The organism is Pseudarthrobacter siccitolerans (assembly GCF_030823375.1).
In the GTDB taxonomy this organism is placed as follows: domain Bacteria; phylum Actinomycetota; class Actinomycetes; order Actinomycetales; family Micrococcaceae; genus Arthrobacter; species Arthrobacter siccitolerans_A.
In genome coordinates, this window is sequence record NZ_JAUSXB010000001.1 from 3215671 (window position 1) to 3240748 (window position 25078).

General features: G+C 65.6%; 28 protein-coding genes and 1 pseudogene. 20 read left to right on the top strand and 9 right to left on the bottom strand.

Annotated elements, in window-relative coordinates:
- Positions 1-68: 68 nt before the first annotated feature.
- From arfA to QFZ36_RS14995, 12 genes are all read left to right on the top strand, one after another.
- Positions 69-1559: an arabinosylfuranosidase ArfA gene (gene arfA, locus QFZ36_RS14940; RefSeq protein ID WP_306639232.1), complete on the top strand. Its 1491-nt coding sequence runs from the start codon at positions 69-71 to the stop codon at positions 1557-1559.
- A 102-nt stretch (positions 1560-1661) separates the two neighbouring features.
- Entirely contained in the window at positions 1662-2252 is a 591-nt protein-coding gene (locus QFZ36_RS14945; protein ID WP_306637695.1) for an HhH-GPD-type base excision DNA repair protein, read from the top strand.
- Between the two features lie 101 nt (positions 2253-2353).
- Positions 2354-3358 (top strand): LacI family DNA-binding transcriptional regulator, encoded by a 1005-nt coding sequence (locus QFZ36_RS14950; RefSeq protein ID WP_306637696.1) that lies wholly within the window; start codon positions 2354-2356, stop codon positions 3356-3358.
- A 62-nt stretch (positions 3359-3420) separates the two neighbouring features.
- On the top strand, positions 3421-3972 hold the full coding sequence (locus QFZ36_RS14955) for a cysteine hydrolase family protein (RefSeq protein ID WP_306637697.1): 552 nt from the start codon (positions 3421-3423) through the stop codon (positions 3970-3972).
- Positions 3973-4225: 253 nt separating this feature from the next.
- Positions 4226-4528: an urease subunit gamma gene (locus QFZ36_RS14960; RefSeq protein WP_306637698.1), complete on the top strand. Its 303-nt coding sequence runs from the start codon at positions 4226-4228 to the stop codon at positions 4526-4528.
- 10 nt (positions 4529-4538) lie between these two features.
- A complete protein-coding gene (locus QFZ36_RS14965; protein ID WP_306637699.1) occupies positions 4539-4877 on the top strand; it encodes an urease subunit beta in 339 nt (112 codons plus the stop codon).
- Entirely contained in the window at positions 4874-6616 is a 1743-nt protein-coding gene (ureC, locus tag QFZ36_RS14970; RefSeq protein WP_306637700.1) for an urease subunit alpha, read from the top strand. The genes QFZ36_RS14965 and ureC overlap by 4 nt, the downstream gene beginning before the upstream one ends.
- A 25-nt stretch (positions 6617-6641) precedes the next feature.
- On the top strand, positions 6642-7121 hold the full coding sequence (ureE, locus tag QFZ36_RS14975) for an urease accessory protein UreE (protein ID WP_306637701.1): 480 nt from the start codon (positions 6642-6644) through the stop codon (positions 7119-7121).
- A 141-nt stretch (positions 7122-7262) separates the two neighbouring features.
- Positions 7263-7928 (top strand): urease accessory protein UreF, encoded by a 666-nt coding sequence (locus QFZ36_RS14980; protein WP_306637702.1) that lies wholly within the window; start codon positions 7263-7265, stop codon positions 7926-7928.
- A gap of 30 nt (positions 7929-7958) precedes the next feature.
- On the top strand, positions 7959-8576 hold the full coding sequence (gene ureG, locus QFZ36_RS14985) for an urease accessory protein UreG (protein WP_306637703.1): 618 nt from the start codon (positions 7959-7961) through the stop codon (positions 8574-8576).
- Between the two features lie 143 nt (positions 8577-8719).
- On the top strand, positions 8720-9550 hold the full coding sequence (locus QFZ36_RS14990; RefSeq protein WP_306639233.1) for an urease accessory protein UreD: 831 nt from the start codon (positions 8720-8722) through the stop codon (positions 9548-9550).
- Positions 9550-10632 carry a HoxN/HupN/NixA family nickel/cobalt transporter gene (locus QFZ36_RS14995; RefSeq protein ID WP_306637704.1) on the top strand — a complete coding sequence of 361 codons (1083 nt, stop codon included), beginning with the start codon at positions 9550-9552 and terminating at the stop codon, positions 10630-10632. Before QFZ36_RS14990 ends, QFZ36_RS14995 begins: the two co-directional genes overlap by 1 nt.
- Before the next feature lie 73 nt (positions 10633-10705).
- Here the strand turns inward: QFZ36_RS14995 and QFZ36_RS15000 are convergent, their stop codons facing one another.
- The 5 genes from QFZ36_RS15000 to QFZ36_RS15020 all read right to left on the bottom strand — a co-directional run bounded on the left by QFZ36_RS15000 (position 10706) and on the right by QFZ36_RS15020 (position 15398).
- A complete protein-coding gene (locus QFZ36_RS15000; protein WP_306637705.1) occupies positions 10706-11158 on the bottom strand; it encodes a transferase in 453 nt (150 codons plus the stop codon).
- A 93-nt stretch (positions 11159-11251) separates the two neighbouring features.
- On the bottom strand, positions 11252-11911 hold the full coding sequence (locus QFZ36_RS15005; RefSeq protein ID WP_306639234.1) for a GntR family transcriptional regulator: 660 nt from the start codon (positions 11909-11911) through the stop codon (positions 11252-11254).
- Positions 11912-12055: 144 nt separating this feature from the next.
- Positions 12056-13087 carry a transketolase family protein gene (locus QFZ36_RS15010; protein WP_306637706.1) on the bottom strand — a complete coding sequence of 344 codons (1032 nt, stop codon included), beginning with the start codon at positions 13085-13087 and terminating at the stop codon, positions 12056-12058.
- Positions 13084-14025 (bottom strand): transketolase, encoded by a 942-nt coding sequence (locus tag QFZ36_RS15015; protein WP_306637707.1) that lies wholly within the window; start codon positions 14023-14025, stop codon positions 13084-13086. Before QFZ36_RS15015 ends, QFZ36_RS15010 begins: the two co-directional genes overlap by 4 nt.
- 35 nt (positions 14026-14060) lie before the next feature.
- Complete coding sequence (locus tag QFZ36_RS15020; RefSeq protein ID WP_306637708.1) at positions 14061-15398, bottom strand: MFS transporter; 1338 nt, start codon at positions 15396-15398, stop codon at positions 14061-14063.
- 184 nt (positions 15399-15582) lie between these two features.
- Between QFZ36_RS15020 and QFZ36_RS15025 the strand changes: the two genes are divergently transcribed.
- The 6 genes from QFZ36_RS15025 (at position 15583) to QFZ36_RS15050 (ending at position 20501) form a co-directional block, all read left to right on the top strand.
- Positions 15583-16407 carry a sugar phosphate isomerase/epimerase family protein gene (locus tag QFZ36_RS15025; RefSeq protein ID WP_306637709.1) on the top strand — a complete coding sequence of 275 codons (825 nt, stop codon included), beginning with the start codon at positions 15583-15585 and terminating at the stop codon, positions 16405-16407.
- Positions 16408-16507: 100 nt separating this feature from the next.
- Positions 16508-17281, top strand: a complete 774-nt coding sequence (locus tag QFZ36_RS15030) for an SDR family NAD(P)-dependent oxidoreductase (protein WP_306637710.1) — start codon at positions 16508-16510, stop codon at positions 17279-17281.
- Between the two features lie 38 nt (positions 17282-17319).
- Complete coding sequence (locus QFZ36_RS15035; RefSeq protein ID WP_306637711.1) at positions 17320-19068, top strand: dihydroxyacetone kinase family protein; 1749 nt, start codon at positions 17320-17322, stop codon at positions 19066-19068.
- Between the two features lie 101 nt (positions 19069-19169).
- The gene (locus QFZ36_RS15040) at positions 19170-19640 is read left to right on the top strand and encodes an RpiB/LacA/LacB family sugar-phosphate isomerase (protein WP_306637712.1); all 471 of its coding nucleotides are present in this window, start codon (positions 19170-19172) and stop codon (positions 19638-19640) included.
- A gap of 48 nt (positions 19641-19688) precedes the next feature.
- A complete protein-coding gene (locus QFZ36_RS15045) occupies positions 19689-19976 on the top strand; it encodes a hypothetical protein (protein WP_306639235.1) in 288 nt (95 codons plus the stop codon).
- 84 nt (positions 19977-20060) lie between these two features.
- Positions 20061-20501, top strand: coding sequence for an SRPBCC family protein (locus QFZ36_RS15050; RefSeq protein ID WP_306637713.1), 441 nt, complete (start codon positions 20061-20063; stop codon positions 20499-20501).
- Between the two features lie 5 nt (positions 20502-20506).
- On the opposite strand, the gene QFZ36_RS15055 is transcribed toward QFZ36_RS15050, so the two are convergent.
- Entirely contained in the window at positions 20507-20800 is a 294-nt protein-coding gene (locus tag QFZ36_RS15055; protein ID WP_306637714.1) for a hypothetical protein, read from the bottom strand.
- A gap of 73 nt (positions 20801-20873) precedes the next feature.
- On the bottom strand, positions 20874-21734 hold the full coding sequence (locus QFZ36_RS15060) for an SDR family NAD(P)-dependent oxidoreductase (RefSeq protein WP_306637715.1): 861 nt from the start codon (positions 21732-21734) through the stop codon (positions 20874-20876).
- Between the two features lie 137 nt (positions 21735-21871).
- Here QFZ36_RS15060 and QFZ36_RS15065 point away from each other — a divergent pair, with 137 nt between their 5' ends.
- Both QFZ36_RS15065 and QFZ36_RS15070 read left to right on the top strand, forming a co-directional pair.
- On the top strand, positions 21872-22468 hold the full coding sequence (locus QFZ36_RS15065; protein ID WP_306637716.1) for a TetR/AcrR family transcriptional regulator: 597 nt from the start codon (positions 21872-21874) through the stop codon (positions 22466-22468).
- 74 nt (positions 22469-22542) lie between these two features.
- The gene (locus tag QFZ36_RS15070) at positions 22543-23673 is read left to right on the top strand and encodes a DMT family transporter (protein WP_306639236.1); all 1131 of its coding nucleotides are present in this window, start codon (positions 22543-22545) and stop codon (positions 23671-23673) included.
- Here the strand turns inward: QFZ36_RS15070 and QFZ36_RS15075 are convergent.
- Together QFZ36_RS15075 and QFZ36_RS15080 are read right to left on the bottom strand one after the other, a co-directional pair.
- Positions 23629-24084 (bottom strand): annotated as a pseudogene (locus QFZ36_RS15075) (DUF3040 domain-containing protein); the annotation flags it as partial. The gene QFZ36_RS15070 and the pseudogene QFZ36_RS15075 overlap by 45 nt on opposite strands.
- Positions 23984-25030 (bottom strand): aldo/keto reductase, encoded by a 1047-nt coding sequence (locus tag QFZ36_RS15080; RefSeq protein ID WP_306637717.1) that lies wholly within the window; start codon positions 25028-25030, stop codon positions 23984-23986. The pseudogene QFZ36_RS15075 and the gene QFZ36_RS15080, both read right to left, overlap by 101 nt.
- Positions 25031-25078: the final 48 nt, after the last annotated feature.

Here is a 25078-nt window from a genome sequence, read left to right on the forward strand (position 1 = left end):
GACCCGCCGGATCCGAATCGCCGGCAGCAGGACCTGCAGCACCTGGCTCAGCAGCGGCAAAAATCACCATGGACCGTGCCTTCATGGTGGGGCCGGTCCGCCGCCGCACCTTCGGTGCCTTCGTGGAGCACCTCGGCCGCTGTGTTTACACCGGCATCTTCGAGCCGGAACACCCCACGGCGGACGGGGACGGCTTCCGCGGCGACGTACTGGAGCTGACGCGCGAACTCGGCGTCTCAACGGTGCGTTATCCGGGCGGCAACTTCGTGTCCGGCTACCGCTGGGAGGACGGCGTGGGCCCCGCGGACAAGCGCCCCGTCCGGCTCGACCTCGCCTGGCACTCCACAGACCCCAACCTCGTGGGTGTGGACGAGTTCGCCAAGTGGTCAGCCAAGGCCGGTGTGGAAACCATGATGGCAGTGAACCTCGGAACCCGCGGCACGCAGGAAGCGCTGGACCTCCTGGAGTACTGCAATATCGACGGCGGCACGGCCTTTTCGGACCAGCGCAGGGCCAACGGGGCGGAAAACGGCTACGGCATCAAGATGTGGTGCCTGGGCAACGAGATGGACGGGCCATGGCAGATCGGCCACAAGAACGCCCTCGAGTACGGACGGCTCGCTGCGGACACCGCCCGCGGCATGCGCATGATCGAACCCGACCTCGAGCTTGTGGCATGCGGCAGCTCCGGGCCGACGATGAGCACCTTCGGCGAATGGGAGCGGGTGGTCCTCTCCGAGACCTACGAGCTGGTGGACCTGATTTCGGCGCACCAGTACTTCGAGGACTTCGGCGACCTGCAGGAACACCTCTCCGCCGGCCACCGGATGGAAACTTTCATCCACCACATCGTGAGCCACATCGACCACGTGAAGTCGGTGAAGAAATCCACCAGGCAGGTCAATATCTCCTTTGACGAATGGAACGTCTGGCACATGAGCCGGGACGAATCGCGTGCGCCAACCGGCAAGGACTGGCCCGTTGCCCCAGTCCTGCTCGAGGATACTTACACCGTTGCGGACGCCGTCGTCGTCGGGGACCTCCTGGTGACCCTGCTCAAGAACACTGACCGCGTCCACTCAGCCAGCTTGGCGCAGCTGGTTAACGTGATCGCCCCCATCATGACCGAGCCCGGCGGCCGCGCCTGGAAGCAGACCACATTCCACCCGTTCGCGCTCACCTCCCGCCACGCCTCCGGAACCGTGCTGCAGCTCGCCGTCGAATCCCCGCTGGTCAGCGGCGGCAAGACCGCCGGCTTTGCCGCCGTGTCCGCCGTCGCTACGTATGACGCAGACAAAGGCGAGGCCGTAGTGTTCGCCGTCAACCGCTCGGCCACTGACTCGCTCGGCCTGGACGCCATGGTGTCCGGCCTGGGCAACGTGCGGGTGCTGGAAGCTCTCACCTACGCGAACAAGGACCCCTACTGGCAAGCGACGGCGGATGATTCGACCTCGGTCCTGCCGGCCGAGAACGTCTCGGCCAAGGCCGACGGCGGCCGCCTCACCGCCGAGCTGCCGGCAGTGTCCTGGTCCATGATCCGGCTCGCCGTCGGCCAGTAGCCTGCCCGCGCCGGCGAGTAACCGGAGCGGGAACACAGCCTCAGCGGGGCGCCGGAAGTGAATTCCGGTGCCCCGCTGACGCACCTGCCAACCTCTGGGAAAATGGACGGCATGGAACTGCACATCACGGGGGATCCCGCCGCGGACAAGTTGTTGAGTGAAGACGCCTTTGCGCTGCTGACGGGCATGCTGCTGGACCAGCAGGTGACCATGGAATCAGCCTTCGCGGGCCCGGAGAAAATCCGTACCAGGATCGGGTCCATCGCCCCGGAAGCAATCGCATCCCAGGAGCCTCAGGCCTTCGTGGAGATGTTCAAGGAACGCCCTGCTGTCCACCGCTTCCCGGGCTCAATGGCGGCCAGGGTCCAGGCGCTCGCGGAAGCAGTCCAGAACGAATGGGACGGTGACGCCGCCGCGATCTGGACCAAGGGCAACCCGGACGGCGCCGAAGTCCTGCGCCGGCTCAAGGCCCTTCCCGGCTTCGGGGAGCAGAAGGCCAAAATCTTCCTCGCCCTGCTGGGCAAGCAGCGCGGCCTCCAGGCGCCGGGCTGGCGGGAGGCCGCCGGGCACTACGGCGAGGAAGGTTCGTACCTCTCGGTCGCGGACATCGTTGATCCCGGGTCCCTGGTGAAAGTCCGCGCCAGCAAGCAGGCGGCCAAAGCCGCAGCGAAGGCGGCGAAGGCAAAGGACTGACCAGCTGCTTCTGCCCCGTTCCGACGGCGGGTTCCCGCCACAGCCGCATCTTCTGCAACGATGTATGGCAGGAACAGGCGGAACCACAAGAAGGAGCCATCATGGCGGTCACCATGAACGACGTTGCACGGGCAGCGGGGGTGTCGCTGAAAACGGTCTCCAACGTCCTCAACGACTACGAGTTCATCCGTCCTGCCACCAAGCAGCGGGTCCAGGATGCCATCGCCGAGCTGGGCTACGAGGCCAACCTGACAGCACGCAGCCTCCGCTCCGGCAAGACCCGCATGCTGGGCCTGGTCCTGTCCGACCTCTCTGCCCCTTATTACGCCGAGCTGGCTTCGAGGCTGATGAAGGCCGCATCGCAGCGCGGTTACCGGGTCCTGGTGGAGCAGTCCGATGCCGTGGCGGATGCGGAACTGAACGCCCTGCAGGGGCCGTTCCGCCAGCTCACCGACGGCCTGTTGTTCACCCCGTTGGCCATGGACGCCGACGCGATTGCCGGCCGCCTGGGCAACAAACCACTGGTGATGCTGGGCGAACATATCCTTGATCCACGGTTCGATCTGGTCACCATGAAAAACGAGGAAGCCGCCGCAGCATTGACAGCGCACCTGGTGGCGGGTGGCCGCCGTCGGATCGCAGTCCTTGGCGCCCACGCGGACGAGTCCGGCGGAAGCGCCGGGCTCCGGCTCAACGGCTACCGGCGCGCACTGGAGAAGGCAGGATTCCCCTTCGACCCCGCCCTGATCGCGCCCTGTGAATGGCGCCGCGACGGGGGTGCAGCGGCCGTGGCCGGGCTCCTGGACAGGGGTGTCGAATTCGACGCGGTGTTCGGGCTGAACGATGCCATGGCCCTCGGAGCCCTGCACGAGCTGCTCATCCGCGGCGTCAAGGTGCCGGAGCAGGTGGCTGTGGCCGGTTTTGATGACATCGACGAGGCCCGGTTCGCCTCGCCCTCCCTGACCACGGTTTCACCCGGCATGGCCGAAATCGCCGAGCGTTCCATCGCCCTGCTCATCGACAGGATCGAAGCGCATGAGATGGCGGAGCAGGGCGTGCACGTGGAAGCCGGGTTCCAGCTGCAGATCCGCGAATCCGCACCCTAGGTTTCGGCCGGCCGGCCGCAGGGTACGTTTCCGGCACGAGCAAACCGTGGAAAGGTTCCTGGATGATTGCCCTTCTTGTCATCGACATGCAGAACGCGTACTTCGAGGCGCCGGAACTGGCAGCCCGGCAGGAGGACCTGGTGGCGTCCTGCAACAGGTTGCTCGAGGCTTTCAAGGCCAGCGGGCACAAGGCTTTGATGGTGGGCACCGAGCACGAACGCGACAAATCCACATGGACGCTGAACATGCTCGACGACGACCAGGGCTTTATCTTCCGCGGCAGCAGGCAGGCCGAAGCTGTGCCCGGGCTGGCCATCGACGGCCTGCCCCAGCTGAACAAAACGAGGGACAGCGCCTTTGTGGGCACGAACCTGCTGTCCCGCCTCCGCAACTGGGGTGCGGAGGAGGTGGTGCTCGCCGGCGTCTCCACCCACAACTGCATCGCCCAGACCGGCGCCGACGCCTTCGCCCACAACCTCCGGGTCACCTACGCGGAGGAAGCCATGGCCTCCGAGGACAGCCAGGACGCGGCGGACATGCTGCGCATCCTGTCCAGCACCTACCGCCAGCCCGTCCAGTCCACTGAGGAGATCCTCGCGCGGCTGGCACCCTAGGGTTCCCGCTGGCGGGGAGCCTTCCCACTGAGTGCACCCCGCTGAGTCTCCCCACCTTTAAGGACGGACGACGGCGTGTCCCGGCGAAACGCCGTCGTCCTCCCGGTGGGCGGAATGAAACCTGGGGAAACCCCGCGCTGCGCGTTGCACGCTCCGGAAGTGGAGAGCCCCGCATAATAGGCCTGAAACGTGGCTGAAACGTCCGCAACCTATTGTGGGCAGGAGCCGTCCGCTGGCCGTTGAAGGGACCTCTATGCATCTCATGCCCCGTGAGCAGGAAAAGCTATTGATCGTGGTGGCCGCCGATCTGGCCCGCCGCCGCCAGGCCCGCGGACTCAAGCTCAACTATCCCGAGGCCGTTGCCGTCATCAGTTACGAGTTGATCGAGGGGGCCCGGGACGGCCGCACCGTCGCCGAGCTGATGAGCTACGGCACCACCTTGTTGGGCCGGGAGGACGTGATGGAAGGCGTGCCGGAAATGATCCACGACGTGCAGATCGAGGCAACTTTCCCGGACGGCACCAAGCTCGTCACCGTCCACGACCCCATCCGCTGAAGGGCAGGCCATGATTCCAGGAGAGTACATCCTTCGCCCCGAACCGGTGACGGCGAATGCCGGGCGGGAGGCGATCGACGTCGTTGTCACCAACACCGGCGACAGGCCCGTCCAGGTGGGCTCGCACTTCCACTTTGCCGAAGCCAACGCCGCTCTGGCCTTTGACCGCGAAGCAGCCTATGGCCGCCGGCTGGACATACCGGCAGGGACCGCCGCCAGGTTCGAACCGGGGGACTCCCGGAACGTCCGGCTGATCGAACTCGCCGGCAGCCGCGAGGTGTACGGGCTCAGCAATGCGGTCAACGGCAAACTGGCTCAGCCCGGCCATGAAGAGAAGGACGCCCAGTGAGCTTTGAAATTCCCCGCCGGCAATACGCCGATCTTTACGGCCCCACCACGGGCGACGCCATCCGCCTGGCAGACACGGACCTGTTCCTCGAGATTGAGAAGGACCTCACGGTCTACGGCGAGGAGGTGGTGTTCGGCGGCGGCAAGGTTATCCGGGACGGGATGGGCCAGAACGGCCAGGCTACCCGGGACGAGGACATCCCCGACACCGTCATCACCAACGCGGTAATCCTGGACTACACCGGCATTTACAAGGCGGACGTCGCCCTCAAAGACGGGCACATCTTCCGGATCGGCAAGGCCGGCAACCCGCAGATCACTGATGGCGTGGACATCGTGATCGGCGCCAGCACCGAGATCATCGCGGGGGAACGCAAGATCCTTACCGCCGGGGGCGTGGACACGCACATCCACTTCATCTCCCCGGACCAGATCCCCACGGCACTGACCAGCGGCGTGACGACGATGATCGGCGGCGGCACCGGCCCCGCCGAAGGCACCAAGGCCACCACCGTGACCCCCGGAAAGTGGCACATCCAGCGGATGCTGCAGGCGGCTGAGGGATTCCCCGTGAACATCGGCCTGTTCGGCAAGGGCCACGCATCCGCCGTCGAACCCCTGGCCGAGCAGATCCGCGCCGGGGCCATCGGCTTGAAAGTCCACGAGGACTGGGGGTCCACTACCTCCTCGATCGACATGTCCCTGACTGTGGCCGACGAATACGACGTCCAGGTGGCCATCCACACCGACACGTTGAACGAGTGCGGGTTCGTGGAGGACACCATCCGTGCCATCAACGGCCGCGTCATCCACACTTTCCACACCGAAGGCGCCGGCGGCGGGCACGCCCCGGACATCATCAAGATCGCCGGGATGCCCAACGTCCTGCCGGCGTCCACCAACCCCACGCTGCCGTACACGCGCAATACCATCGAAGAGCACCTGGACATGCTGATGGTCTGCCACCACCTCAACCCGGATATCCCTGAGGACGTCGCCTTCGCCGATTCCCGGATCCGGGCCGAGACCATCGCCGCCGAGGACGTGCTGCAGGACCTCGGCATCTTCTCCATCACCTCCTCGGACTCGCAGGCCATGGGCCGTGTGGGTGAAGTCATCACCCGCACGTGGCAGGTGGCGGACAAGATGAAGAAGCAGCGCGGCGTCCTGGAAGACCCCCGCGGGGACAAAGCAGCCGACGCTCACGGCAGTGCGGGCAGCGACAACTTCCGGCTCAAGCGCTACGTGGCCAAGTACACCATCAACCCGGCCATCGCCCAGGGCATCGCGGACTCGGTGGGCTCCGTGGAAGTGGGTAAGTTTGCGGACCTGGTGCTGTGGGATCCGGCCTTCTTCGGCGTGAAACCGGAGCTGGTGCTCAAAGGCGGCCAGATTGCCTACGCACTCATGGGCGACGCCAATGCCTCCATTCCCACCCCGCAGCCCCGCACCATGCGTCCGATGTTCGGCTCGTTCGGCAAGGCAGTCCAGCAGTGCTCCATCACGTTCCTTTCGCAGGCAGCCATCGACGCCGGGGTGCCCCACGAGCTGGGGCTGGAGAAGGTTATCCGGCCCGTCTCGGGAATCCGCACCCTCACCAAGGCCGACCTCAAGTACAACGACGCGACCCCGGATATCCAGGTGGACCCGGAAACCTACCAGGTGACGGTCGACGGCGAGGACGTCACCTGCGAGCCCGCCGACGTCCTGCCCATGGCCCAGCGCTACTTCCTGTTCTAGAACTCATCCAACGTCGGAGAACCACGTGATCATCGAAAAAGTCCTCGGCAACCTGCACGAACTGCCGGACCCGCACGCCTATGCCAACCTGCACCAGGAAAAAGTGGTCCTGCCCAGCGCCCAGCTGGTCAAACGCATCCAGCGCGCCACCACCGACCACGGCAAGGAGATCGGCATCCGGTTGCCCTCCGGCGCCGGCGACCTGCGCGACGGCGACATCCTGCACGTGGAAAAATCCAACATGATCGTGGTGTCAGTGCTGCCCACCGACGTGCTGGTGATCGCGCCCCGTTCGATACACGAGATGGGCGTCGTGGCCCACTCCCTCGGCAACCGGCACCTCCAGGCCCAGTTCTTCGACTCGGCGTCCGAGTACGGGGCCGACGTCATGGTGTGCGCCTACGACCACACAGTCGAGGACTACCTTCGCCACGTCGGAGTGCCCTACACCCGCCAGGAACGCGTCATGCCTGTGCCTTTCCGCCATGCTGAGCATTCGCACTAACTCGGCTCCTTCGACCGGGTGCGCCTTGGGGGCTTTGACGGGAGATAGGGGCCGTGCCCGCTTCGCGGTGCCCACCACGCCGCGGCCCCTATCTCCCGTCTCCGCCGATCCAAAAGCCCACCTTTTGTCGAGGTGCTTGTCATGAATTACCAGCTTGCCTTGCAGCAATTGGTTGATTCCGCTTTGCCTACTGGGGCTTTTGCGCACTCCTTCGGTTTTGAGAGCTATGTTGCTTCGGGGGTGGTCGCTGATGAGGCTTCTTTTGGGCGGTGGCTCTCAGCGTTTATTGGGCAGCAGTTGACCTATTCCGATGGCCTTGCCGTTCGGTTTTTTTATGAGGGCTGGGATGTTGGGGAGCTGGATTCTTTGCTCTCTGCTTCGCTTTTGCCTCGGCAGGTTCGGGAGGCCTCTGTCAAGATGGGCTTGCGGCTGCTGGAGATTGGCAGTGAGGTGTTTCCGTCGACTGAGCTGGGGGTGTATCGGGACTTGGTGACCAACGGCTGCGCCGCGGGGCATCAGCCGCTGGCGTTCGCCGTCGTCGCCCGTTCGCTCGGTGTGCCGCTGCGGGAAGCGCTCGCCGCCTACCTTTTCGCCACCGTCACGTCCCTGACCCAGAACGCCGTCCGCGCCATCCCACTGGGGCAGAACGCCGGCCAGCGGCTGCTGCGGCAAGCGGCCGACGACGTCGCTGCCGCCGTCGAATGCATTCCGCACCTGACGCCGGACGACTTCGGGGCCGTCACCCCCGGACTCGAAATTTCACAAATGCGGCACGAACGCCAACGTGCACGGATGTTCATGAGCTAACTGCGCTTTTGGCTTTCTTAGGAGGAAACAATGACTGAACCCATCAAAATCGGCATCGGCGGACCGGTGGGCGCCGGCAAGACCCAGCTCGTGGAGCGCCTCACCCGGCACATGAGCGGCGAAATCTCCATGGCCGCCATCACCAACGACATCTACACCATCGAGGACGCCAAAATCCTCGCCGCCAACGGCATCCTCCCCGTAGACCGGATCATCGGGGTCGAAACCGGCGGCTGCCCGCACACCGCCATCCGCGAAGACACCTCCATGAACACCGCCGCCATCGAGGAACTCAAAGCCCGGCACCCCGACCTGCAGGTCATCTTCGTCGAATCCGGCGGCGACAACCTCTCCGCCACCTTCAGCCCCGAACTCGTCGATTTCTCCATCTACATCATCGACGTGGCCCAAGGCGAGAAAATTCCGCGCAAAGCCGGCCAGGGCATGATCAAATCCGACCTCTTCATCATCAACAAAACCGACCTCGCCCCACACGTCGGGGCGGATTTGAATGTAATGGAGAAAGATTCGAAGGACTTTAGAGGGGATAGGCCTTTTTGTTTGACTAACCTGAAAACTGACGAGGGCCTGGACAAGGTCATTGAATGGATCCGGCACGACATCTTAATGCTCGACCTGGCGCAATAGACATGGCTGTGGACCTGCGTAAAGGTGACGTACTCGCTGAGGCGGCGAGGCCGGATTTGGGGGCCGCGGCGTGGTGGGCACCGCGAAGCGGGCACGGCCCCAAATCCGGCGAAGCCGGCGGACCCAACCACGGACGAGCACTCATGGGGGAGCTTGAGCTTCGGGTCGCCTTGCGCGGTCAGCGTTCAGTTGCGGCGCATCAGTACCATCGGGGCGCTTTGAGGGTCCTTCGCCCGCACTATCTGGATGACTCCGGGCAGGTTTGTTATGTCGTTGTGAATCCGGGGGGCGCTTATCTTGGTGCGGACCTGTTTGTCCTCGATGTTGAAGTCGGGGACGGTGCTGACCTTTTGCTCACCACCCAGTCCGCCACGAAGGTTTACCGGACTCCTGGTTCGTTTGCTGAGCAGCGGATGAGCCTGCGGCTGGGGGAGGGGGCCCGGCTGGAGCTGGTGCCCGACCAGCTCATTGCCTACCGGGAGGCCAGCTACCGGCAACGGACCTCCGTGACGGTCCGGCCGTCGTCGAGCCTGGTGATGGCTGAAGTGGTGACTCCGGGGTGGTCTCCGGACGGAGCCGCTTTCCGGTACGAGGAAGTGCGGCTGCGGAACGCGATCCACGTTGAAACGGACGAAGGCAGCCGGCTCCTGGCGCTCGACAACCTGCTGATCCGGCCACCGATGGGGGATGTCACCGGGCTGGGGTTCATGGAGGGTTTCAGCCACCTCGGGTCGCTGATCGTTGTCGACGCCCGCGTGGACCCGGCGCTCGCGGATGAGCTTCACCACCTAACGTCGGTGCATGACGCCTTGACCGGTATTTCACTGACCCGCACCGTCGAGGGAACCACCGGCCTGGTCCTTCGCTCTCTCTCCAACAGCACCGGAGAACTGAACCTCCTTCTCGGCGCCTGCACGGCCCTCCTCCGCAAGCAGTGGTACGGGCAGGAACCACTGGACCTGAGGAAGCACTGATGACAGCCATCACGAACATCGCCACCCTGTACCGGGAGCGGGAAGCACTGCCGCTGCGGACCCGCCTGCTGTGCATGTTCGGTGCGGTCGCCGCCTTGCACGCAGCCGCCATCGTACTTTTGCTCGCCGGCAGCACCGGCAGCACAGGCAGCACGGGCAGCACGGGCGGCACAGGTGCGCAGGCGCTCACCTGGGGCCTGGTCCTGACCGCCTATCTCGCCGGCGTGAAGCACAGCTACGACTGGGACCACCTCGCGGCCATCGACAACTCCACCCGCAAGTTTGCGGCAGACCGGCAGGACCCGGTGAGTGTCGGGTTCGCCTTCAGCCTGGGCCACAGCTCCGTGGTGACGCTCGCCGGTGTCCTGGTGACCGCAGGCGCCGCGGTGGTGGGGGATGTGATGCAGGACGGCTCCGCTGGCAACCTGGTGCTCGGCCTGATCGGCAGCGGCGTTTCCGGGCTGTTCCTGCTGGCGATGGGCTTGTTCAATGGCTCGGCGTTCGCCCGCTCGGCCCGCGCCTACCGCCGGGCACGGGCCGGAGCTGCCGTCGATCCGCTGGACCTCCAGCCGCAGGGACTGGTGGCCCGGCTTCTCGCCCGGCCGCTGTCCCGGGTGCGGCGGCCGCGCAACATCTACGTGATCGGCTTCCTGTTCGGTCTGGGCTTTGACACCGCCACCACCATCGGTTTGCTGATGATGACGACGGCGGCGTCCCTGGCCGGGGTGCCGCCCTTCGCCTTGCTGGCACTGCCGCTCGCGTTCACCGCCGCCATGACCCTGTGCGATTCCCTGAACGGCATGGCCATGATGCGGATGTATCGGTCAGCCATCGCTGACCCGCTAAGGAAACTGGGCTTCAACGCCCTGGTGACAGGCATCTCCGCTGTGTCCGCCTTGTTCATCGCCGTGATTACGCTGGGCGGCTTCACCAACGCGGCATTCGCCGTGGAGGACCCGGTCACCGGATGGCTCGGGTCCATCGACCTGGGCGATGCAGGCCTGTTGCTCGTGGCGCTGCTGCTGGCGGTGTGGGCCGCTGCGGCATTGAAGGTGCGGCTGACGGGCAGCTCGAGGCCGTAGGAAACGGGCGAAACAGGGGGAGCGGGCGGCACTCAGGCTGGCCGGTCAGGAGCCGCCTGCCCTGCCGGCAGGATCAGGCCGCCATCCGGCCTTTGCTCTTCCGGTGCGGCCGGTTCTTCGCCTGGTCACCGACGCGTACGTGCGGACCCAAGGGGACGTGCCCGCCGTCAGGAACTGTGGTGTCGGTGTGCAGGTGCACCCCGTGCTCAATCAGGACGCCGGAGCCAATCCGCGAATGGCTTCCGATATGCACCCGGCTGCCCACCACTGTGCCACGGCCGATCCGCACGCCGTCACCGATCACCGCGCGGTCGCCAATGGTCGCATCGCGGTCAATCCAGCTGCCATGGCCAATCCGGCAGCCCGAGCCGATCCGCGCGCCGTGCTCCACATACGTCATCGGCCCGATGCGGGCGGTGTCGGCGACGATGGCACCGGGACCGATAAGCCCGCCGCCGTTGGCATGGCGGACATAGCGGGTGACCTTCCCGGCGTCGTCTTCAACTGATACAAACTTCGCGTTCATTCAATCCCTCGCTAAAACGCGCGGCGTCTTCCGTACATTCAGTTAACGGCCCGCAACTCAAAGGGATTCCCGCGTAGTGCGAAGGGCGGTAGCTCAGGCCACCAGGTTGGCCGCGGCAGTGTCCATGTGCTCCCGGATGGTCTTGCGGGCCAGGGACGCGTCACCGGTTTCGATCGCCGCCACAATATCGTGGTGGCGGTCCACGCTCATGTTTTTGACGCCCTTCTCCAGCCCCGCAAACATGATGGACATGCGGATGGAGCCTTCCAGCGATTCCCACGTGTGCAGCAGCGTCTCGTTCTCCGTGAGCCGGCACAGGGTGCGGTGAAACTCCAGGTCCGATTCAACGCGCTCCTGCAGGCCTGCCTTCTCCGCCGCCTTCATCGCATCGATGGCTGAGCGCAGCGAGCCAATGACGTGCTGCCGGTCCGGCAGTTCACACAAGGTCCGCGCGGCCAGGGACTCCAAAGCGGCGCGGACGGAGTAGATGTCGCGGATTTCCTTTTCATCCAGGTGGCGGACCGAAAGCCGGCCGCGGGGCCCGGCAGACAACAGGCCTTCCTGCTCCAGTTGCCGGAGTGCCTCACGCAACGTGCCGCGGCTAATCTGCAGCATGTCTGAGAGCTCGGTTTCCACCAGGTGGCGGCCGGGTTCCAGCTCACCGCTGGTGATGGCGGTCCTCAGCGCCGAAAGCGCCTGCTCGCGCAGGCTTTTCTTCTGCAGCCCGAGCAGTGGTGCTGTCATTCCGGCCATGTCGTCTGTCCTCAATGTCATAAGTCAACTGTTTACAGTCGTTGTTTCGATAGTACGGCAGAAAGCACGGCACCGGACGGGACTGGTGCCGTGCTTTCTGCTCCTGATGATCGCCCCTCCTGAACCCCGTCCAGCGCGGGCCTGCTAGCCGAGTTCGGCGAGCACCTTTGCCACGATACGGTCTACCGCGAGGCCGTAGCGGTCGTGCAGGGTAGGCAGGGCGCCGGCGTCGAGGAACTGGTCCGGCAGTGCCACGGGAACCACGCGCTTGCCAAGCCCTGCGGTGACCACGGCGGAGGCTACTGTCTCGAAGAGACCGCCCACCACGGAGTGGTTTTCCAGCGTCACAGCGAGACGGTCGGTGTTGATTTCGGCGAGGACGGTTTCGGCGTCGAAGGGTTTGATGGTGGGGGTGTGGACGACGGCGACGTCCACGTTGTGTGCCGCCAGGGCCTTGGCTGCCTGCAGGGCGCGCATGGTCATCAGGCCGCTAGATATGAAGACAACGTCGTTGCCTCCGCGCAGGACCTTGGCCTTGCCGAGCTCGAACGTGTAGCCGTACTCGTCCAGCACGGTGGGCACGTTGCCGCGCAGCAGACGCAGGTAGGTGGGTCCTTCGCTGGCTGCCAGCTGCGGGACTGCCTGCTCGATGTCGATCGAGTCGCAGGGGTCCACGATGGTCAGGTTAGGCATGCCACGGAAGATCGCCATGTCCTCCGTGGCCTGGTGGCTGGGGCCGTACCCGGTGGTCAGGCCGGGAAGGCCGCCCACGATGTTCACGTTCAGGTTCGGTTCGGCCGCGTCGAGGCACAGGAAGTCGTAGGCGCGGCGGGCGGCGAACACCGAGTACGTGGACGCGAACGGCACCAGCCCGGTTTCGGCCAGGCCGGCCGCGGCGCCGAAGAGCAGCTGCTCGGCCATGCCCATCTGGAAGAACCGCTCGGGGAAGGCCTTGGCGAAGATGTGCATGTCGGTGTACTTGCCGAGGTCCGCGGTGAGGCCCACGATCTTGTCGTTCTCCTGCGCGGCCTTGACCAGTGCGTGCCCGAACGGTGCGGAGCTGGTTTTCTGGCCGGGGTCGGCAAAGGAGGCGATCATGGCCGAGGTCTTGAGCTTCGGCTTCGCGGCTGTTGTCGTGGCTGCAGGTGCCGAAACGGCCGTGGTGGTGGTGCTCATGCTGAAGCCTTTCCTTCGTATCCGGCGGTGAGCTGCTCGCGGCAGGTCTGCCATTCGTGTTCTTCGATGCGCATGAAGTGCGCCTTTTCGCGGTCCTCGAGCAGGGGTACGCCGCGGCCCACCTTGGTGTCGCACAGGATCACTGAAGGGCGTCCGACGGCGGCGGCCTGGGCGGCTGCGTTGTCGAACGCTGCGAGCAGCGCGCCGACGTCGTTTCCGTCCACGCGCTGGGTGTACCAGCCGAATGATTCCCACTTCTCGGTCACCGGCTCGGTGCGCAGCACCGTGTCTGTCTTGCCGTCGGCCTGCAGGGCATTGATGTCTACCATGGCGGTGAGGTTGCCCAGCTGGTGGTGATGGGCGCCCATGGCGGCCTCCCAGGTGGAGCCTTCGTCCAGTTCGCCGTCGGAGAGGAAGTTGAACACCCTTGCGCTCGAGCCCTGGTACCGCAGGCCCAGGGCCATACCCACAGCGATGGTCAGGCCGTGCCCCAGGGAACCGCCGGAGATTTCCATGCCGGGCGTGTAAGTGGACATCCCGGACATCGGCAGCCGGGAATCGTCCGAGCCATACGTTTCCAGCTCCTCGACCGGGACGATCCCGGCTTCGGCCAGCGCTGCGTAGTGGCCGATCGCGTAGTGGCCGGTGGAGAGCAGGAACCTGTCCCGTGCTTCCCAGTGCGGATCCTCGGCGCGGAAGTTCAGCTGGTCGCCGTAGACGGTGGCGAGCATGTCCGCGGCGCCCAGGGCCTGGCCCACATAGCCCTGGCCCTGCACCTCACCCATGTTCAGGGCGTGGTGCCTGATCCGGTACGCCGCGGCGCTGATCTTTGCGAGGCGGTCCTGCCCTGTCCCGGCGCCGGCCAGGAGGCCCTGCACAGCGCCGTCGTCGTTCACCCTGGCCTGTGCTGCCAGGTCCTGGACGGTATTGGTTGGCATTGCTTGCTCCGTGTTCGTTTCGTGCGTGAGGCTCATTAGACGCTTACCGTGTTGGGGGTGCTTTTGGTGGCTTCGTCAGCCAGCTCGCGTTCGCGCTTGCCCCAGGTTTCCCGGGTGGCGACGGCGGCCCAGAGTCCTATCAGGGCGTACGTGCCGAAGAGGAGTGCCGGGCCCATCCAGCCGAAGCTGACGAACAGCAGGGTGGTGATGAACGGGGTGAAACCGGAGACCATGGCGGAGATCTGGTAGGCCAGGCTGGCGCCGGAAGCGCGGGTCTTGGCCTGGAAAAGCTCCGGGAACCAGGACCCCTGGGCACCTGCCAGCGAGTTCTGGCAGACCGCATACGAGATCACCAGGGTGGCGATGACGAAGAAGAACATCCCGGTGTTGACGAGCAGGAACATCGGTACTGCGAACAGGACGGCGAAGGCGCATGACCAGATGTAGAGCGGACGGCGGCCGATCCGGTCCGTCAGCCGTGCCCAGGCCTGGGTGGCGAAGATGCCGATGGCGGACGCAATGCAGAGGGCCACGAGGGTCTGGGTCTTGTCGGCCAGGTGCTGGCTGTTGAGGTAGGAAATCATGTAGGTGATGGATACGGCGTAGCCGGCGGTCTCGGCAACGCGGAGGCCGATGCCCTTGACGATGTTGCGCCAGTCCGTCTTGATGACCTCAACGATGGGGGACTTGACGATGTCGCCGCTGTCTTTGACCTCATCAAAGACCGGGGACTCGGGGACCTTGGAACGAATGATCAGGCCGACCACCACCAGCACGATGCTGGCCAGGAAAGGAATGCGCCAGGCGAGTTCTCCGCCCAGGTTCACGCTGACCAGGAAGGTCAGGTTGGCGAGCAGCAGGCCAACGGGGAAACCGGCCTGAACGATGCCGGTGTACTTGCCCTTGGACTTCCACGGCGCGTGCTCGTAGCTCATCAGGATCGCCCCGCCCCATTCAGCGCCGAAAGCAAGGCCTTGGACGATGCGGACGAACACCAGCAATGCGGGGGCCAGCAGGCCCACTTGGCTGTACGTGGGGAGCAGGCCGATGAGGAACGTGGCCACGCCCATGAGAATCAGCGAGGCGACCAGCACCGGCTTGCGGCCCAGCTTGTCACCGAGGTGGCCGCCGATGATGCCGCCAAGGGGACGGGCAGCGAAACCGACCCCCAGGGTGGCGAAGGCCGCCAAGGTACCGGTGACGGGGTCACCGGTGGGGAAGAAGGCAGTTCCGAAGTACAGCGCAGCAGCGGTGCCGAAGCCAATGAAGTCATAGGTCTCAATGACGGCCCCCACGCCGGAGCCAACGGCAACGCGCCTGGCGTCCTTGGTTCCGTGGACCGGACCGCGCATGGTCAGAGCATCTTTGCTCATGGTGGTTCCCTTTCGAAAAGCGGCTGAAGGAGTCCGCCGCTGTCGACTGTTAACAAATGATATCCCCAGTGTGACTTCCATCATGCTCACTGTCAACAGTCGATGTTTAGAGTTGACTGTCAACAGACGACAGCGCTACTGTGGTGGGCATCACTACTGCACGGCACTGACCAGAGGATCAACGATGTTCCATTCCCGACTTGGGTGCTCATCCATCAGCTTCCGCCACCAGGAGCTGCCCACGGCCCTGCGCACCATCGGGGAACTGGGCTTCGAGGAAATCGACCTGGGTGCGCTTCCGGGGGTCTGTGACCACGTCCCCTACGAACTCACCGCCACAGCCGTCAGCACGGTCTCCGCCGAAGTTATGGCGTCGGGCCTCCGGGTGCGCTCCGTGAATGGGGACATCGGCGACCTGAATGCGCTGCTCGACGCCGATGGCACGGCAGCACGGCAACGTCACCTTGACGCCCTGCTTGCCCTCGCCGCCGCCACGGGTGCCAACGCACTCGTCCTCCCATGCGGCGCCCTGGACCACAACCCGGTCCGGGGCGTGGAGGAGGACCTGGACCTCATCGCCGCCCAGCTGATCGGCGCCCGTGAGCGGGCAGCGGAGTTCGGCGTCGAACTCTGGACCGAATCCCTGCACTTCCTGCGGTTCTGCTGGAACCTTGAACGCGCAGGACTGCTCGCGGACCGCCTTGCCGGTTCCGGCGTCGGAATTGTTATGGACTTCAGCCATATCGTGGCGGCCGGCGAGCAACCGCTCGATTACCTGGACCGGCACCGGGGCCGCATCACGCACGTCCACCTTCGCGATGCCGTGCCAGGGAATATCAACCTCAGCATCGGCAATGGCAGCGCGGATTTCTCCGGCGGACTTAAGCAGCTCGCTGCCCAGGGCTACACCGGGCACTTCTCGCTCGAGCTGGAAACCCGGGATGTCACGCACCATGAGCGCCCGGCAGCGGCAGCCAAAGCCGCAAGCTTCATCACCGACCTGATTTGACCATCGATTCCTCCAGGACTGCCCTTTTGACCCCTCAAAACGGCGCCTGCGGAGCAATCGATCCAACCCACCACACTGAACAAAAACCCAAGGAGCAACCATGACCACCATTCAGCGCACCGCCGTCCTCACCGGGGCCACCTCGGACCGGGGCATCGGCCTCACCACCGCCCGCCGCTACGCCAGCCAGGGCTGGGCAGTAGTCATCCTGGACCTCGACGGCGAGAAGTCCGCCAAGGTGGCTGCCGAGGTCGGCAACGAGTTCAACGTCCCCGCTTTCGGCCACGAAATCGACGTCGCGAATGAAGCTTCCGTCACGGCCGCCCAGGTCGCAGTCGCCGCCGAGGTGGCCGCGGGCAACCTGCCTCCCGTCGGTGCCCTGGCCAACATCGCCGGCATCACCTCGCCGGTGCCGTTCCTCGAGACCACCCTTGAGCTGTGGCACAAGGTGATGGACGTCAACGCCACGGGCACCTACCTGGTGACCAAGGCCTTCCTGCCGGACATGATCGAGAACGGCTGGGGCCGGATCGTGAATATGTCCTCGGTGTCCGCCCAGCGCGGCGGCGGCGTCTTCGGCAAGGTCCCCTACTCCGCAGCCAAGGCCGCCATCCTCGGCTTCACCAAGGCCCTCGCCCGGGAACTCGGCGCCACCGGCGTCACCGTCAACGCCATCACGCCCGGCGCTGTTGACACCAACATCCGCGTGGGCAGCACCGAGGAGCAGGAAGCCGCCATCAACGCCGGCATCCCGCTGGGCCGCAACGCCACCACCGAGGAAGTGGCAGCCGTGATCACCTTCCTGTCCTCCGAGGACTCGGCCTACCTTACGGGCACCACAGTGGACATCAACGGCGGAAGCCACATGCACTAACGGTCCCCCTGAAAACCGCGGATGCCAGAGAGCCCACCATGACAAAGATCTTCAATGACCCTTCAGATTTCGTCGAGGAAGCCCTGGCCGGCTTCTGTGACATCCACTCGGACCTGGTTCGCCAGGTCGCGGGCGGCGCCGTCCGGCGCCACCGGCCTGCGCAGCCCAAGGTGGCCGTCCTGGCCGGGGGCGGCTCGGGGCACTACCCGGCCTTCGCCGGCCTGATCGGCCAGGGATTTGCTGACGGCGCCGTGGTGGGCAACATCTTCACCTCGCCCTCCGCGCAGCAGGCGTACGCCGTGGCCAAAGCCGCGGAGTCCGGTGCCGGCGTCGTTTTCACCTACGGCAACTACGCCGGCGACGTGATGAACTTCGGCATGGCCTCCGAACGGCTGGCCGCCGAAGGCATCGCCGTGGAGAACGTCCTGGTCACGGACGACATCGCCAGCGCACCGCCGTCGGAAGCAGACAAGCGCCGCGGCATCGCCGGCGACTTCACCGTCTTCAAGATCATGGGCGCCGCCGCCGAAGCGGGCGCGGACCTGGCCGAGGTGGTGCGTCTGGGCCGCAAAGCCAACGACCGGACAAGGACCATTGGCAGCGCCTTCTCCGGCTGCACCTTTCCGGGTGCGTCCGCCCCGCTGTTCTCGCTCCCGGACGGGCAGATGGGGCTGGGGCTCGGGATCCACGGCGAGTCGGGCCTCTTCGACACCGATCTCCCGTCCGCGATGGACCTTGGCCAGGAGCTGGTGACCCGGTTGCTGGCGGAGACGCCGGAGGGAACGGGGACGCGCATTGCCGCGATCCTCAACGGGCTGGGTTCCACCAAACTTGAAGAGCTCTTCGTCCTGTGGGGAACGGTGGCGCCGCTGCTTCGCGCAGCCGGCTACACCCTGGTGATGCCTGAGGTAGGCGAACTGGTCACCAGCCTGGACATGGCCGGCGTCTCGCTCACGGTCACCTGGCTGGACGAGGAGCTGGAGCCGCTCTGGGTTGCTCCTGCAGAGACCCCCGCCTACCGCCGCGGAAACGCGTCCCGGGAGGCAGGTGTGTTGGCTGTTGAAGGAACGTCCGACGGCGGCGCAGACGTTGCCGCGTTCGTTGCCACTGCAGGCTCCCGGGACTATGCCGGCGCCTGCGTTGCGGCACTGGAAGCAGCCAGGTCCTCGATCCACGAAGCTGAAGAGCAACTTGGCAGGCTGGACGCGATCGCAGGTGACGGCGACCACGGCCGGGGGATGGTCCGTGGCATTGATGCCGCGGCCGCTGCAGCGTCCATCGCCCTGGGGCAAGGAGGCGGCGCCGGTGACGTGCTCATTGCAGCCGGCGACGCCTGGGCCGACAAGGCAGGCGGGACCTCCGGTGTCCTTTGGGGCGCCGGGCTGCGGGCCTTCGGCGAATGCGTGGGGAATTCAGCGGCCCCGGACGCAGTGGAACTGGCCGCAGCGGTAACTGCGTTCGCGGACCGGATCGTCCAGCTGGGCAAAGCGGAAACCGGCGACAAAACCATGGTGGATGCCCTGCTGCCTTTTGCAGCCGAATTCAGCCGCCTGGCTGCGGAGGGCCAGCCGTCCGGCAAGGCGTGGGAGGAGGCGGCCGTGCTCGCCACCTCAGCGGCAACGGCCACCGCAGGCCTGCTGCCGTTGAAGGGACGGGCCCGCCCGCTGGCCGAGAAGAGCCTCGGAACGCCGGACCCCGGCGCCACGTCCCTGGCTATGGTGTTCACCGTTATGGGCCCCCACTTCACGGCCGCTCCCGCCCGGGAACCGGCCGGTGCGCAAGCATAAACCCGCGCAAGCATAATCCCGCGCAGTCATGAGACCGGCGCAAGCATAAACCGGAGCGCAAGCATTAGCGCGCGCACGAGCATAAAACGGAAGGACAAGCCATGGGACTGCGGCTGATTGTGGGCGCGGACGAAGCGGGAGTGGACTACAAGGACAAGGTCCTTGAGGACCTCCGGCAGGATCCCCGTGTCAGCGAAGTTATCGACATCGGCGTCAACCGGACGGATGCCCGGGACGACTTCACCCGGCCCTACCCGTATGTGGGGATCGCTGCCGGGGAAATGATCCGGGACGGCGCCGCCGACCGTGCCATTCTCTTTTGCGGCACCGGAATCGGGGTGGCCATCGCAGCCAACAAAGTCGAAGGAATCAGGGCCACCGCCGCCCACGACTCGTTCTCCGTGGAGCGTTCCATCCTTTCCAACGACTGCCAGGTCCTCACCATGGGCCAGCGCGTGGTGGGCATCGAACTTGCCCGCCGCCTGGCCAGGGAGTGGATCGGCTACACCTTCGACACGGCGTCCGCTTCAGCGGGCAAGGTCAAGGTCCTGACGGACTTCGAAGCCTGCTGACCGGCCTCACCGGTGGAGCAAGGACATGGTGGGGACGGTGTGGTCACAATGGGAAATGGCCGGCACAGGACCGTGAAGCCGTACCGCTATCATGACTGGCGCCGGCTCATTGGAACGCCGGTCGAGGTCCGAAAGAACTTCGAGATTGTCCGCACCGGCGTGGTGGACGACGCCATGGAAGACTCCTCTGCCGTGTGGATCGCGGCAGACGCCGGCGGTGGCAGGACGCTGTTTGCCGCCGCGGAGGGCTTTGAACTGTGGATCAGGCCGCAGGAGTTGGGCGGAAAGCTGTGCTTCAAGATGGCGGCCGCCCAACTCCCCTCGTCCCGCCGCTGATGGGGAGCTGCCAAGACAGGGAGCCTTGAGGACCGGGCCGCGTCGGGGGTAGGTTTCCGACGGCGCGATTCCTACACTGGGGTGATGATCACAGTCACCGGAAGTGTGGAAACAAAACTGCCCGCCAGCCAGGCCTTCGCCTACATGCGGGAGTTCGAGAACACCAGCGAGTGGGATCCCAGCACCCCGGTGATGAATAAACTGACGCCGGGCCCGGTGGCTGTAGGGCACCGGTACCATGCCGAGTCCGAATTCCGGGGAAAGCGGCAGTCCCTCGAGTATGAGGTCATCGAACTGACGGAGAACCACATCAAGCTCCGCGGCGAAAATAAGACCGTCACCGCTTTCGACTCCATCGACGTCAGTCCTGCCGGCGATGGCTCGGTGGTCACATACGCCGCCGAGTTCAGCATCAAGGGTCCCGCGAAGATAATCCAGCCGCTCCTGAAACCGGCGTTTATGTCGTTGCGCGACCCGGCACTGAACGGAATCAGGGACACCCTCAACTCGCGCGCCCGGGCCTGAAACGCTTAGCAGGGGCCCGGGGGATCCTTCCGCGCATTGGTGAGCGGAGAATCACTGTAGGGGGCCATCGCCAACAGTTCACGAGGGCGTCCTGCAGCATCCGAACGCTCGTTGACCGCCTGGGACAGGATGTCGCGCTCTTTCGAGGGAAGGCTGATGAGTCCCGCGCTGTAGCCCTTGATGTCCTGTTGCGTGGCGCTGCCGCCCAGCGCGGCGTAGTCGAGCCACAGCTGGGCCAGGTCAAGATCGTGCTCCTGGATCACACCCCCGGTCAGTGCCTGTTGGTCCTTTTCGTCCATCGCTCCGTCCGCTCTTATGGGAGTTCTTCTCCCTGCGGTTCGGCGCCATCGCCGCGGCGGATGGGTTGGGGATTCAAGAAAGTTCTGCGAGGCGGCTGCAGGCCTCCCACAAACGCCGGCGGGCTTCAGGATCCGAGCCCATCCCGGGCGTGGGCAGCTCCTTCCGGCTTGCCCACAGTTTCCCTGACACCCCGGCGGTTTCGGGTGAGCCGGCAAGCCAGATTACGGTGTCGGCAGCCTTTTCGGCCGGGGCGCCGATAGTGTTGGTGATCCAGCGGAACGGGCCGCCGACGTCCGCCAGCAACGCGGTGTTTTTGACCAGACCGGGATGCACGGCGTTTGCCACCACCCCCGTTCCCCGAAGCCGTTCGGCAAACTCCTGGGTGAGGAGGACGCGGGCCAGCATGGTGGGCGGCGTGGAGCGAAGGTAGCTGTACTTACCCTTCGCCGTCTGGAGGTCGTCGAAATCCAGGCTGGTTTTGCCGTATCTCGAAGCCACATTCACGATGCGGGCATCACCACCATTGCCAGCGGCCGCCCCGCTCTTCAGTGCGTCCATCAGCAGGTTGGTCAGCAGGAAATAGGCCATCACGTTTGTAGCGAAAGTCAGCTCGAGCCCGTCCGGAGTCACGTGGCGTTCCTTCCGGAACACGCCCGCAGCGTTGACCAGTACGTCCAGCCGTTCGTGCCGGGACAGGAAGTCTGTCGCCGCCGAGCGGATGGAGGACTGGACCGACAGGTCACATGCCAGCGGCTCGAGCGTGGCGCCGGGCACCTGGGCGCGGATGCCCGCCATTGCTTCCTCGGCGCGGGCGATGGAACGTCCGACGACGACAATTGCGGCCCCTTCGCGGGCGAGCCCTGCGGCCACCGCCTTTGCCAGCCCGCCGGTCGCACCGGTCACGAGCGCCAGACGTCCATCGATTGAACCCACAGCCGCCTCCTCAGCGCTGAAACGCCTTCAGGTTACGCCTCATCAGGGTTTCCATCACTACAACTTTGGGAAAGGCTCGCTTTAGCGGCACTGGGGTAGGTAGACTGGTCTACCTACCATTACGAAGAGGAGCTCCAATGTCTGCGGCTGACGTATCCCTGCCAACGAAAAAGCGCGCCCGGGAGCTCCTGCTTGAGGCCGCCGCAAGGCTCTTTTATGCCCGGGGCGTCGGTGCCACGGGCATCGACGCGATTACGGCCGAGGCTGGAGTGGCCAAAAAGAGCCTGTACAACAACTTCGCTTCCAAGTCGGACCTGGTGGCCGCTTACCTTGAAGCCCGGCATGAGGAATGGCTCGGCCTGTATCAGGCGCGGGTGGACGGCGCTGCCGGACCCAGGGAACGGGTGCTGGCCGTTTTTGATGCCTATGTTGATCACGCGCGGTTCGCCTATGAGCATGGATTCCGGGGCTGCGGGCTACTCAACGCGGCGGCAGAACTGCCCGCCGGCAGCCCGGGGCGGTTAGCGGTCTGGCGCCACAAGGAAGAAGTTGAGGCGCTGCTGGCCGGGCACCTGGGGGAGTTGCTCCCAGGGCAGGACGAACGCGGCGCCCGGCTTGGCGCCCATTTGGCCTTCGTCCTGGAGGGCGCCATGGTCCGGGCGGGACTCGAAGGCGGGGATGCCCGCCTTCTGGAGGGCCGAACAATTGCCGCGCAGATGCTGGCCGGGCTGTGACGGCTTCCACCCGGCGCGTCTCCGGGCGGTCCCGGCGGTTCCGGCGAAAAGACCGGAGGTCCGGGAGCGGCCATCTGTCCGGGCCGGGCTGGGGTGCGGTTTTTGTGCTGGCCGCATCGGTCCTGTGGGGTACCACCGGAACGGCTGCCACGCTGGCGCCGGCAGTCAGCCCCCTTGCCATCGGTGCTGTGGCGATGGGAGTGGGCGGCCTGCTGCAGGCCCTGTACGCGGCAGGGCCGATCCGCAGGCAATGGCGGCGGCTTTTGGAGCAATGGCCGCTGGTGTCATTGGGGGCATTGGCCGTCGCGGTTTATCCCTTGGCCTTTTACACCTCGATGCATCTTGCCGGCGTCGCCGTGGGAACAGTGGTTTCCATTGGCTCAGCCCCTGTGGCCGCAGCGGTCATCGAGCGCTTTGCCGACCGGAAGCCGCTCACCCGCCGCTGGCTGGCAGGGGCGCTGCTCGGCGTCGGCGGCGCCGTGCTGCTGTCCGTTGCCGGGCAACGGCCCGATGCCGGTGATGCCGGCAGTCCCGCTATCGATGGCGCCGGCAGCGCCGCCGGGCTGGGCCTGGCCCTGGGGTCATGGACTGCGCCAGCGGGGATACTGCTGGGGCTGGTTGCGGGCACCACGTATGCCCTCTACTCCTGGGCTGCCCATCGACTGATTGGGAGCGGTGTGTCCTCCCGCGCCACCATGGGGGCAGTTTTCGGGGCGGGTGGGGTGCTGCTGATGCCCGTTCTCTTCCTTACCGGCCGGCCGCTCGCCGAGTCCTGGACGAATTTCGGCGTCGGGGCCTACATGGCCCTCGTCCCAATGTTTGCCGGATACGTCCTGTTCGGGTGGGGCCTGGCCCGGATCCGCGCGAGCACCGCCACCGGCCTTTCGCTGGTGGAAACGGTGGTGGCGGCGGTGCTGGCGGTCCTGGTGGTGGGGGAGCGCCTTCCGGCAGCGGGCTGGATCGGAGCGGCAGCCGTCCTGGCCGGGCTGGTTTTCCTGCTTCCACGTGCTTCAGGGCAGGGGGAGCCGGCAGGCGGCGAAGGACTACCCCGTCTGTCCTTGCCCGCCACGTCGATTGAGCGTGCGCTTGCCCAGCACGAGGCAGGTGCCGAGGGCCATCAGCAGGAACCCGGTAATGCCGGCCCCGATGATGTGGCTGCTGACGCCGGTAATGAAGACTACGAGGCCCAGCAGGCCCGCGGCTGAACCGTAGTAGACACCGGACCTGAACCGGCGTGTTGGGTGACCGGACAGCAGTTCCATCGCCAGGTGCGGATCGTCGGCGATCAGCCCGAGCTCCAGCTCCTTGAGGAGCCTCCGCTCCTCTTCGGACATTGGCATTGGACGCCCTTGAAATCTTGATTCGGGACTCTCGATATTGACCGTAGGAGCCTTGCCCTGTCCAGTCAAGGGCGTGGCCGGCAGGCCAGGTGGCGGTCCTTTCGTAAACGTCGCAGCGCGGGGAAGTTCGGCAGCGTTGGCCTCCACCTCCAGGCGGGCCGATGGCGGGACGGGACTACCGTCGTCGTAATTCTGCGAACTCGAGGGAGGGAACGATGGCGCCCGCGTCCCGCTCCACAAAGTTCGTGCCCGGCGGCACCACGTCGTCAATCGCATCCAGCACCGACTCACCGAGCTGGACGTCCGCCGCCTTCAGGTAGGCTGCCAGGTGCTCCTCGCTGCGCGGCCCGATGATCACACTGCTGATGGCCGGGTGCGTGAGGGCGAAGCCGATGGCGAGGTCCACCAGCGGGAGCTCCAGCTTGTCGGCCAGCCGGGCCAGGGCGTCCGCCGCGTGCAGCTTCCGCTCGCTGGCCGGACCCGAGATATCGTAGCGGCCGGGCAGTGAATGGACCCGGGTGGGCGCCTTTCCTGAATCCAGGACGAAATCGCCTGACAGCCAGCCGCCGGCCAGCGGACCATAGGCCAGCACGCCGAGCCCGTATTGCTGGGCGATGGGGAATACGTCGCGTTCGTTGGCGCGTACCAGCATGGAGTAGGGCACCTGGTTGCCGAGGGGCGGAATCAGGTGGTTGGTGGTGGCGACCCATTGGGCCTCCACCAGCTGCGCGGGCGTGAACACCGACGTGCCGTAGTAGAGGATCTTTCCCTGCTTGATCAGGTCGTTGAGGGTGGTAATCGTCTCCAGGACATCGGTGTTGTAGTCCGGCCGGTGCGCCTGGTACAGGTCGATCCGGTCAGTCTGCAGGCGGCGGAGGCTGCCTTCCACGGCCTGGGTGATCCAGCGCCGGGAGTTGCCGGAATGGGCAGGATTGGGACTCATCTGGCCATGGAACTTGGTGGCCAGGAAGACGTCGTCCCGGCGGCCGCGCAGTGCACGCCCAACAACCTGCTCCGACTCGCCCTGCGAGTAGACGTCGGCAGTGTCGATGGAGGTGATGCCGGCGTCCAGCGCGGAGTGGATGATCCGGATGCTCTCCTCGGCTCCGGTGGGGGCGCCGGGCGGCCCGCCGGTTCCCTCGCCGAAGTTCATGGTGCCCAAGGTCAGCGGGCTGATCGGCGTGCCTGACCGCCCGAACAACCGCAGTTCGCTGAGGCTCATCTTTTCCGGTCTCCTCACAATTTTTCCGGCACAATGCTTCTGGCACAT

What these genes read in the sequence shown, in the direction of transcription:
- arfA (WP_306639232.1), top strand. Translation starts at nt 69, where the DNA reads ATGGACCGTGCCTTCATGGTGGGGCCGGTCCGCCGCCGCACCTTCGGT.
- QFZ36_RS14945 (WP_306637695.1), top strand. Translation starts at nt 1,662, where the DNA reads ATGGACGGCATGGAACTGCACATCACGGGGGATCCCGCCGCGGACAAG.
- QFZ36_RS14950 (WP_306637696.1), top strand. Translation starts at nt 2,354, where the DNA reads ATGGCGGTCACCATGAACGACGTTGCACGGGCAGCGGGGGTGTCGCTG.
- QFZ36_RS14955 (WP_306637697.1), top strand. Translation starts at nt 3,421, where the DNA reads ATGATTGCCCTTCTTGTCATCGACATGCAGAACGCGTACTTCGAGGCG.
- QFZ36_RS14960 (WP_306637698.1), top strand. Translation starts at nt 4,226, where the DNA reads ATGCATCTCATGCCCCGTGAGCAGGAAAAGCTATTGATCGTGGTGGCC.
- QFZ36_RS14965 (WP_306637699.1), top strand. Translation starts at nt 4,539, where the DNA reads ATGATTCCAGGAGAGTACATCCTTCGCCCCGAACCGGTGACGGCGAAT.
- QFZ36_RS14980 (WP_306637702.1), top strand. Translation starts at nt 7,263, where the DNA reads ATGAATTACCAGCTTGCCTTGCAGCAATTGGTTGATTCCGCTTTGCCT.
- ureG (WP_306637703.1), top strand. Translation starts at nt 7,959, where the DNA reads ATGACTGAACCCATCAAAATCGGCATCGGCGGACCGGTGGGCGCCGGC.
- QFZ36_RS14990 (WP_306639233.1), top strand. Translation starts at nt 8,720, where the DNA reads ATGGGGGAGCTTGAGCTTCGGGTCGCCTTGCGCGGTCAGCGTTCAGTT.
- QFZ36_RS14995 (WP_306637704.1), top strand. Translation starts at nt 9,550, where the DNA reads ATGACAGCCATCACGAACATCGCCACCCTGTACCGGGAGCGGGAAGCA.
- QFZ36_RS15000 (WP_306637705.1), bottom strand. Translation starts at nt 11,158, where the DNA reads ATGAACGCGAAGTTTGTATCAGTTGAAGACGACGCCGGGAAGGTCACC.
- QFZ36_RS15005 (WP_306639234.1), bottom strand. Translation starts at nt 11,911, where the DNA reads ATGGCCGGAATGACAGCACCACTGCTCGGGCTGCAGAAGAAAAGCCTG.
- QFZ36_RS15010 (WP_306637706.1), bottom strand. Translation starts at nt 13,087, where the DNA reads ATGAGCACCACCACCACGGCCGTTTCGGCACCTGCAGCCACGACAACA.
- QFZ36_RS15015 (WP_306637707.1), bottom strand. Translation starts at nt 14,025, where the DNA reads ATGCCAACCAATACCGTCCAGGACCTGGCAGCACAGGCCAGGGTGAAC.
- QFZ36_RS15020 (WP_306637708.1), bottom strand. Translation starts at nt 15,398, where the DNA reads ATGAGCAAAGATGCTCTGACCATGCGCGGTCCGGTCCACGGAACCAAG.
- QFZ36_RS15025 (WP_306637709.1), top strand. Translation starts at nt 15,583, where the DNA reads ATGTTCCATTCCCGACTTGGGTGCTCATCCATCAGCTTCCGCCACCAG.
- QFZ36_RS15030 (WP_306637710.1), top strand. Translation starts at nt 16,508, where the DNA reads ATGACCACCATTCAGCGCACCGCCGTCCTCACCGGGGCCACCTCGGAC.
- QFZ36_RS15035 (WP_306637711.1), top strand. Translation starts at nt 17,320, where the DNA reads ATGACAAAGATCTTCAATGACCCTTCAGATTTCGTCGAGGAAGCCCTG.
- QFZ36_RS15040 (WP_306637712.1), top strand. Translation starts at nt 19,170, where the DNA reads ATGGGACTGCGGCTGATTGTGGGCGCGGACGAAGCGGGAGTGGACTAC.
- QFZ36_RS15045 (WP_306639235.1), top strand. Translation starts at nt 19,689, where the DNA reads ATGGGAAATGGCCGGCACAGGACCGTGAAGCCGTACCGCTATCATGAC.
- QFZ36_RS15050 (WP_306637713.1), top strand. Translation starts at nt 20,061, where the DNA reads ATGATCACAGTCACCGGAAGTGTGGAAACAAAACTGCCCGCCAGCCAG.
- QFZ36_RS15055 (WP_306637714.1), bottom strand. Translation starts at nt 20,800, where the DNA reads ATGGACGAAAAGGACCAACAGGCACTGACCGGGGGTGTGATCCAGGAG.
- QFZ36_RS15065 (WP_306637716.1), top strand. Translation starts at nt 21,872, where the DNA reads ATGTCTGCGGCTGACGTATCCCTGCCAACGAAAAAGCGCGCCCGGGAG.
- QFZ36_RS15080 (WP_306637717.1), bottom strand. Translation starts at nt 25,030, where the DNA reads ATGAGCCTCAGCGAACTGCGGTTGTTCGGGCGGTCAGGCACGCCGATC.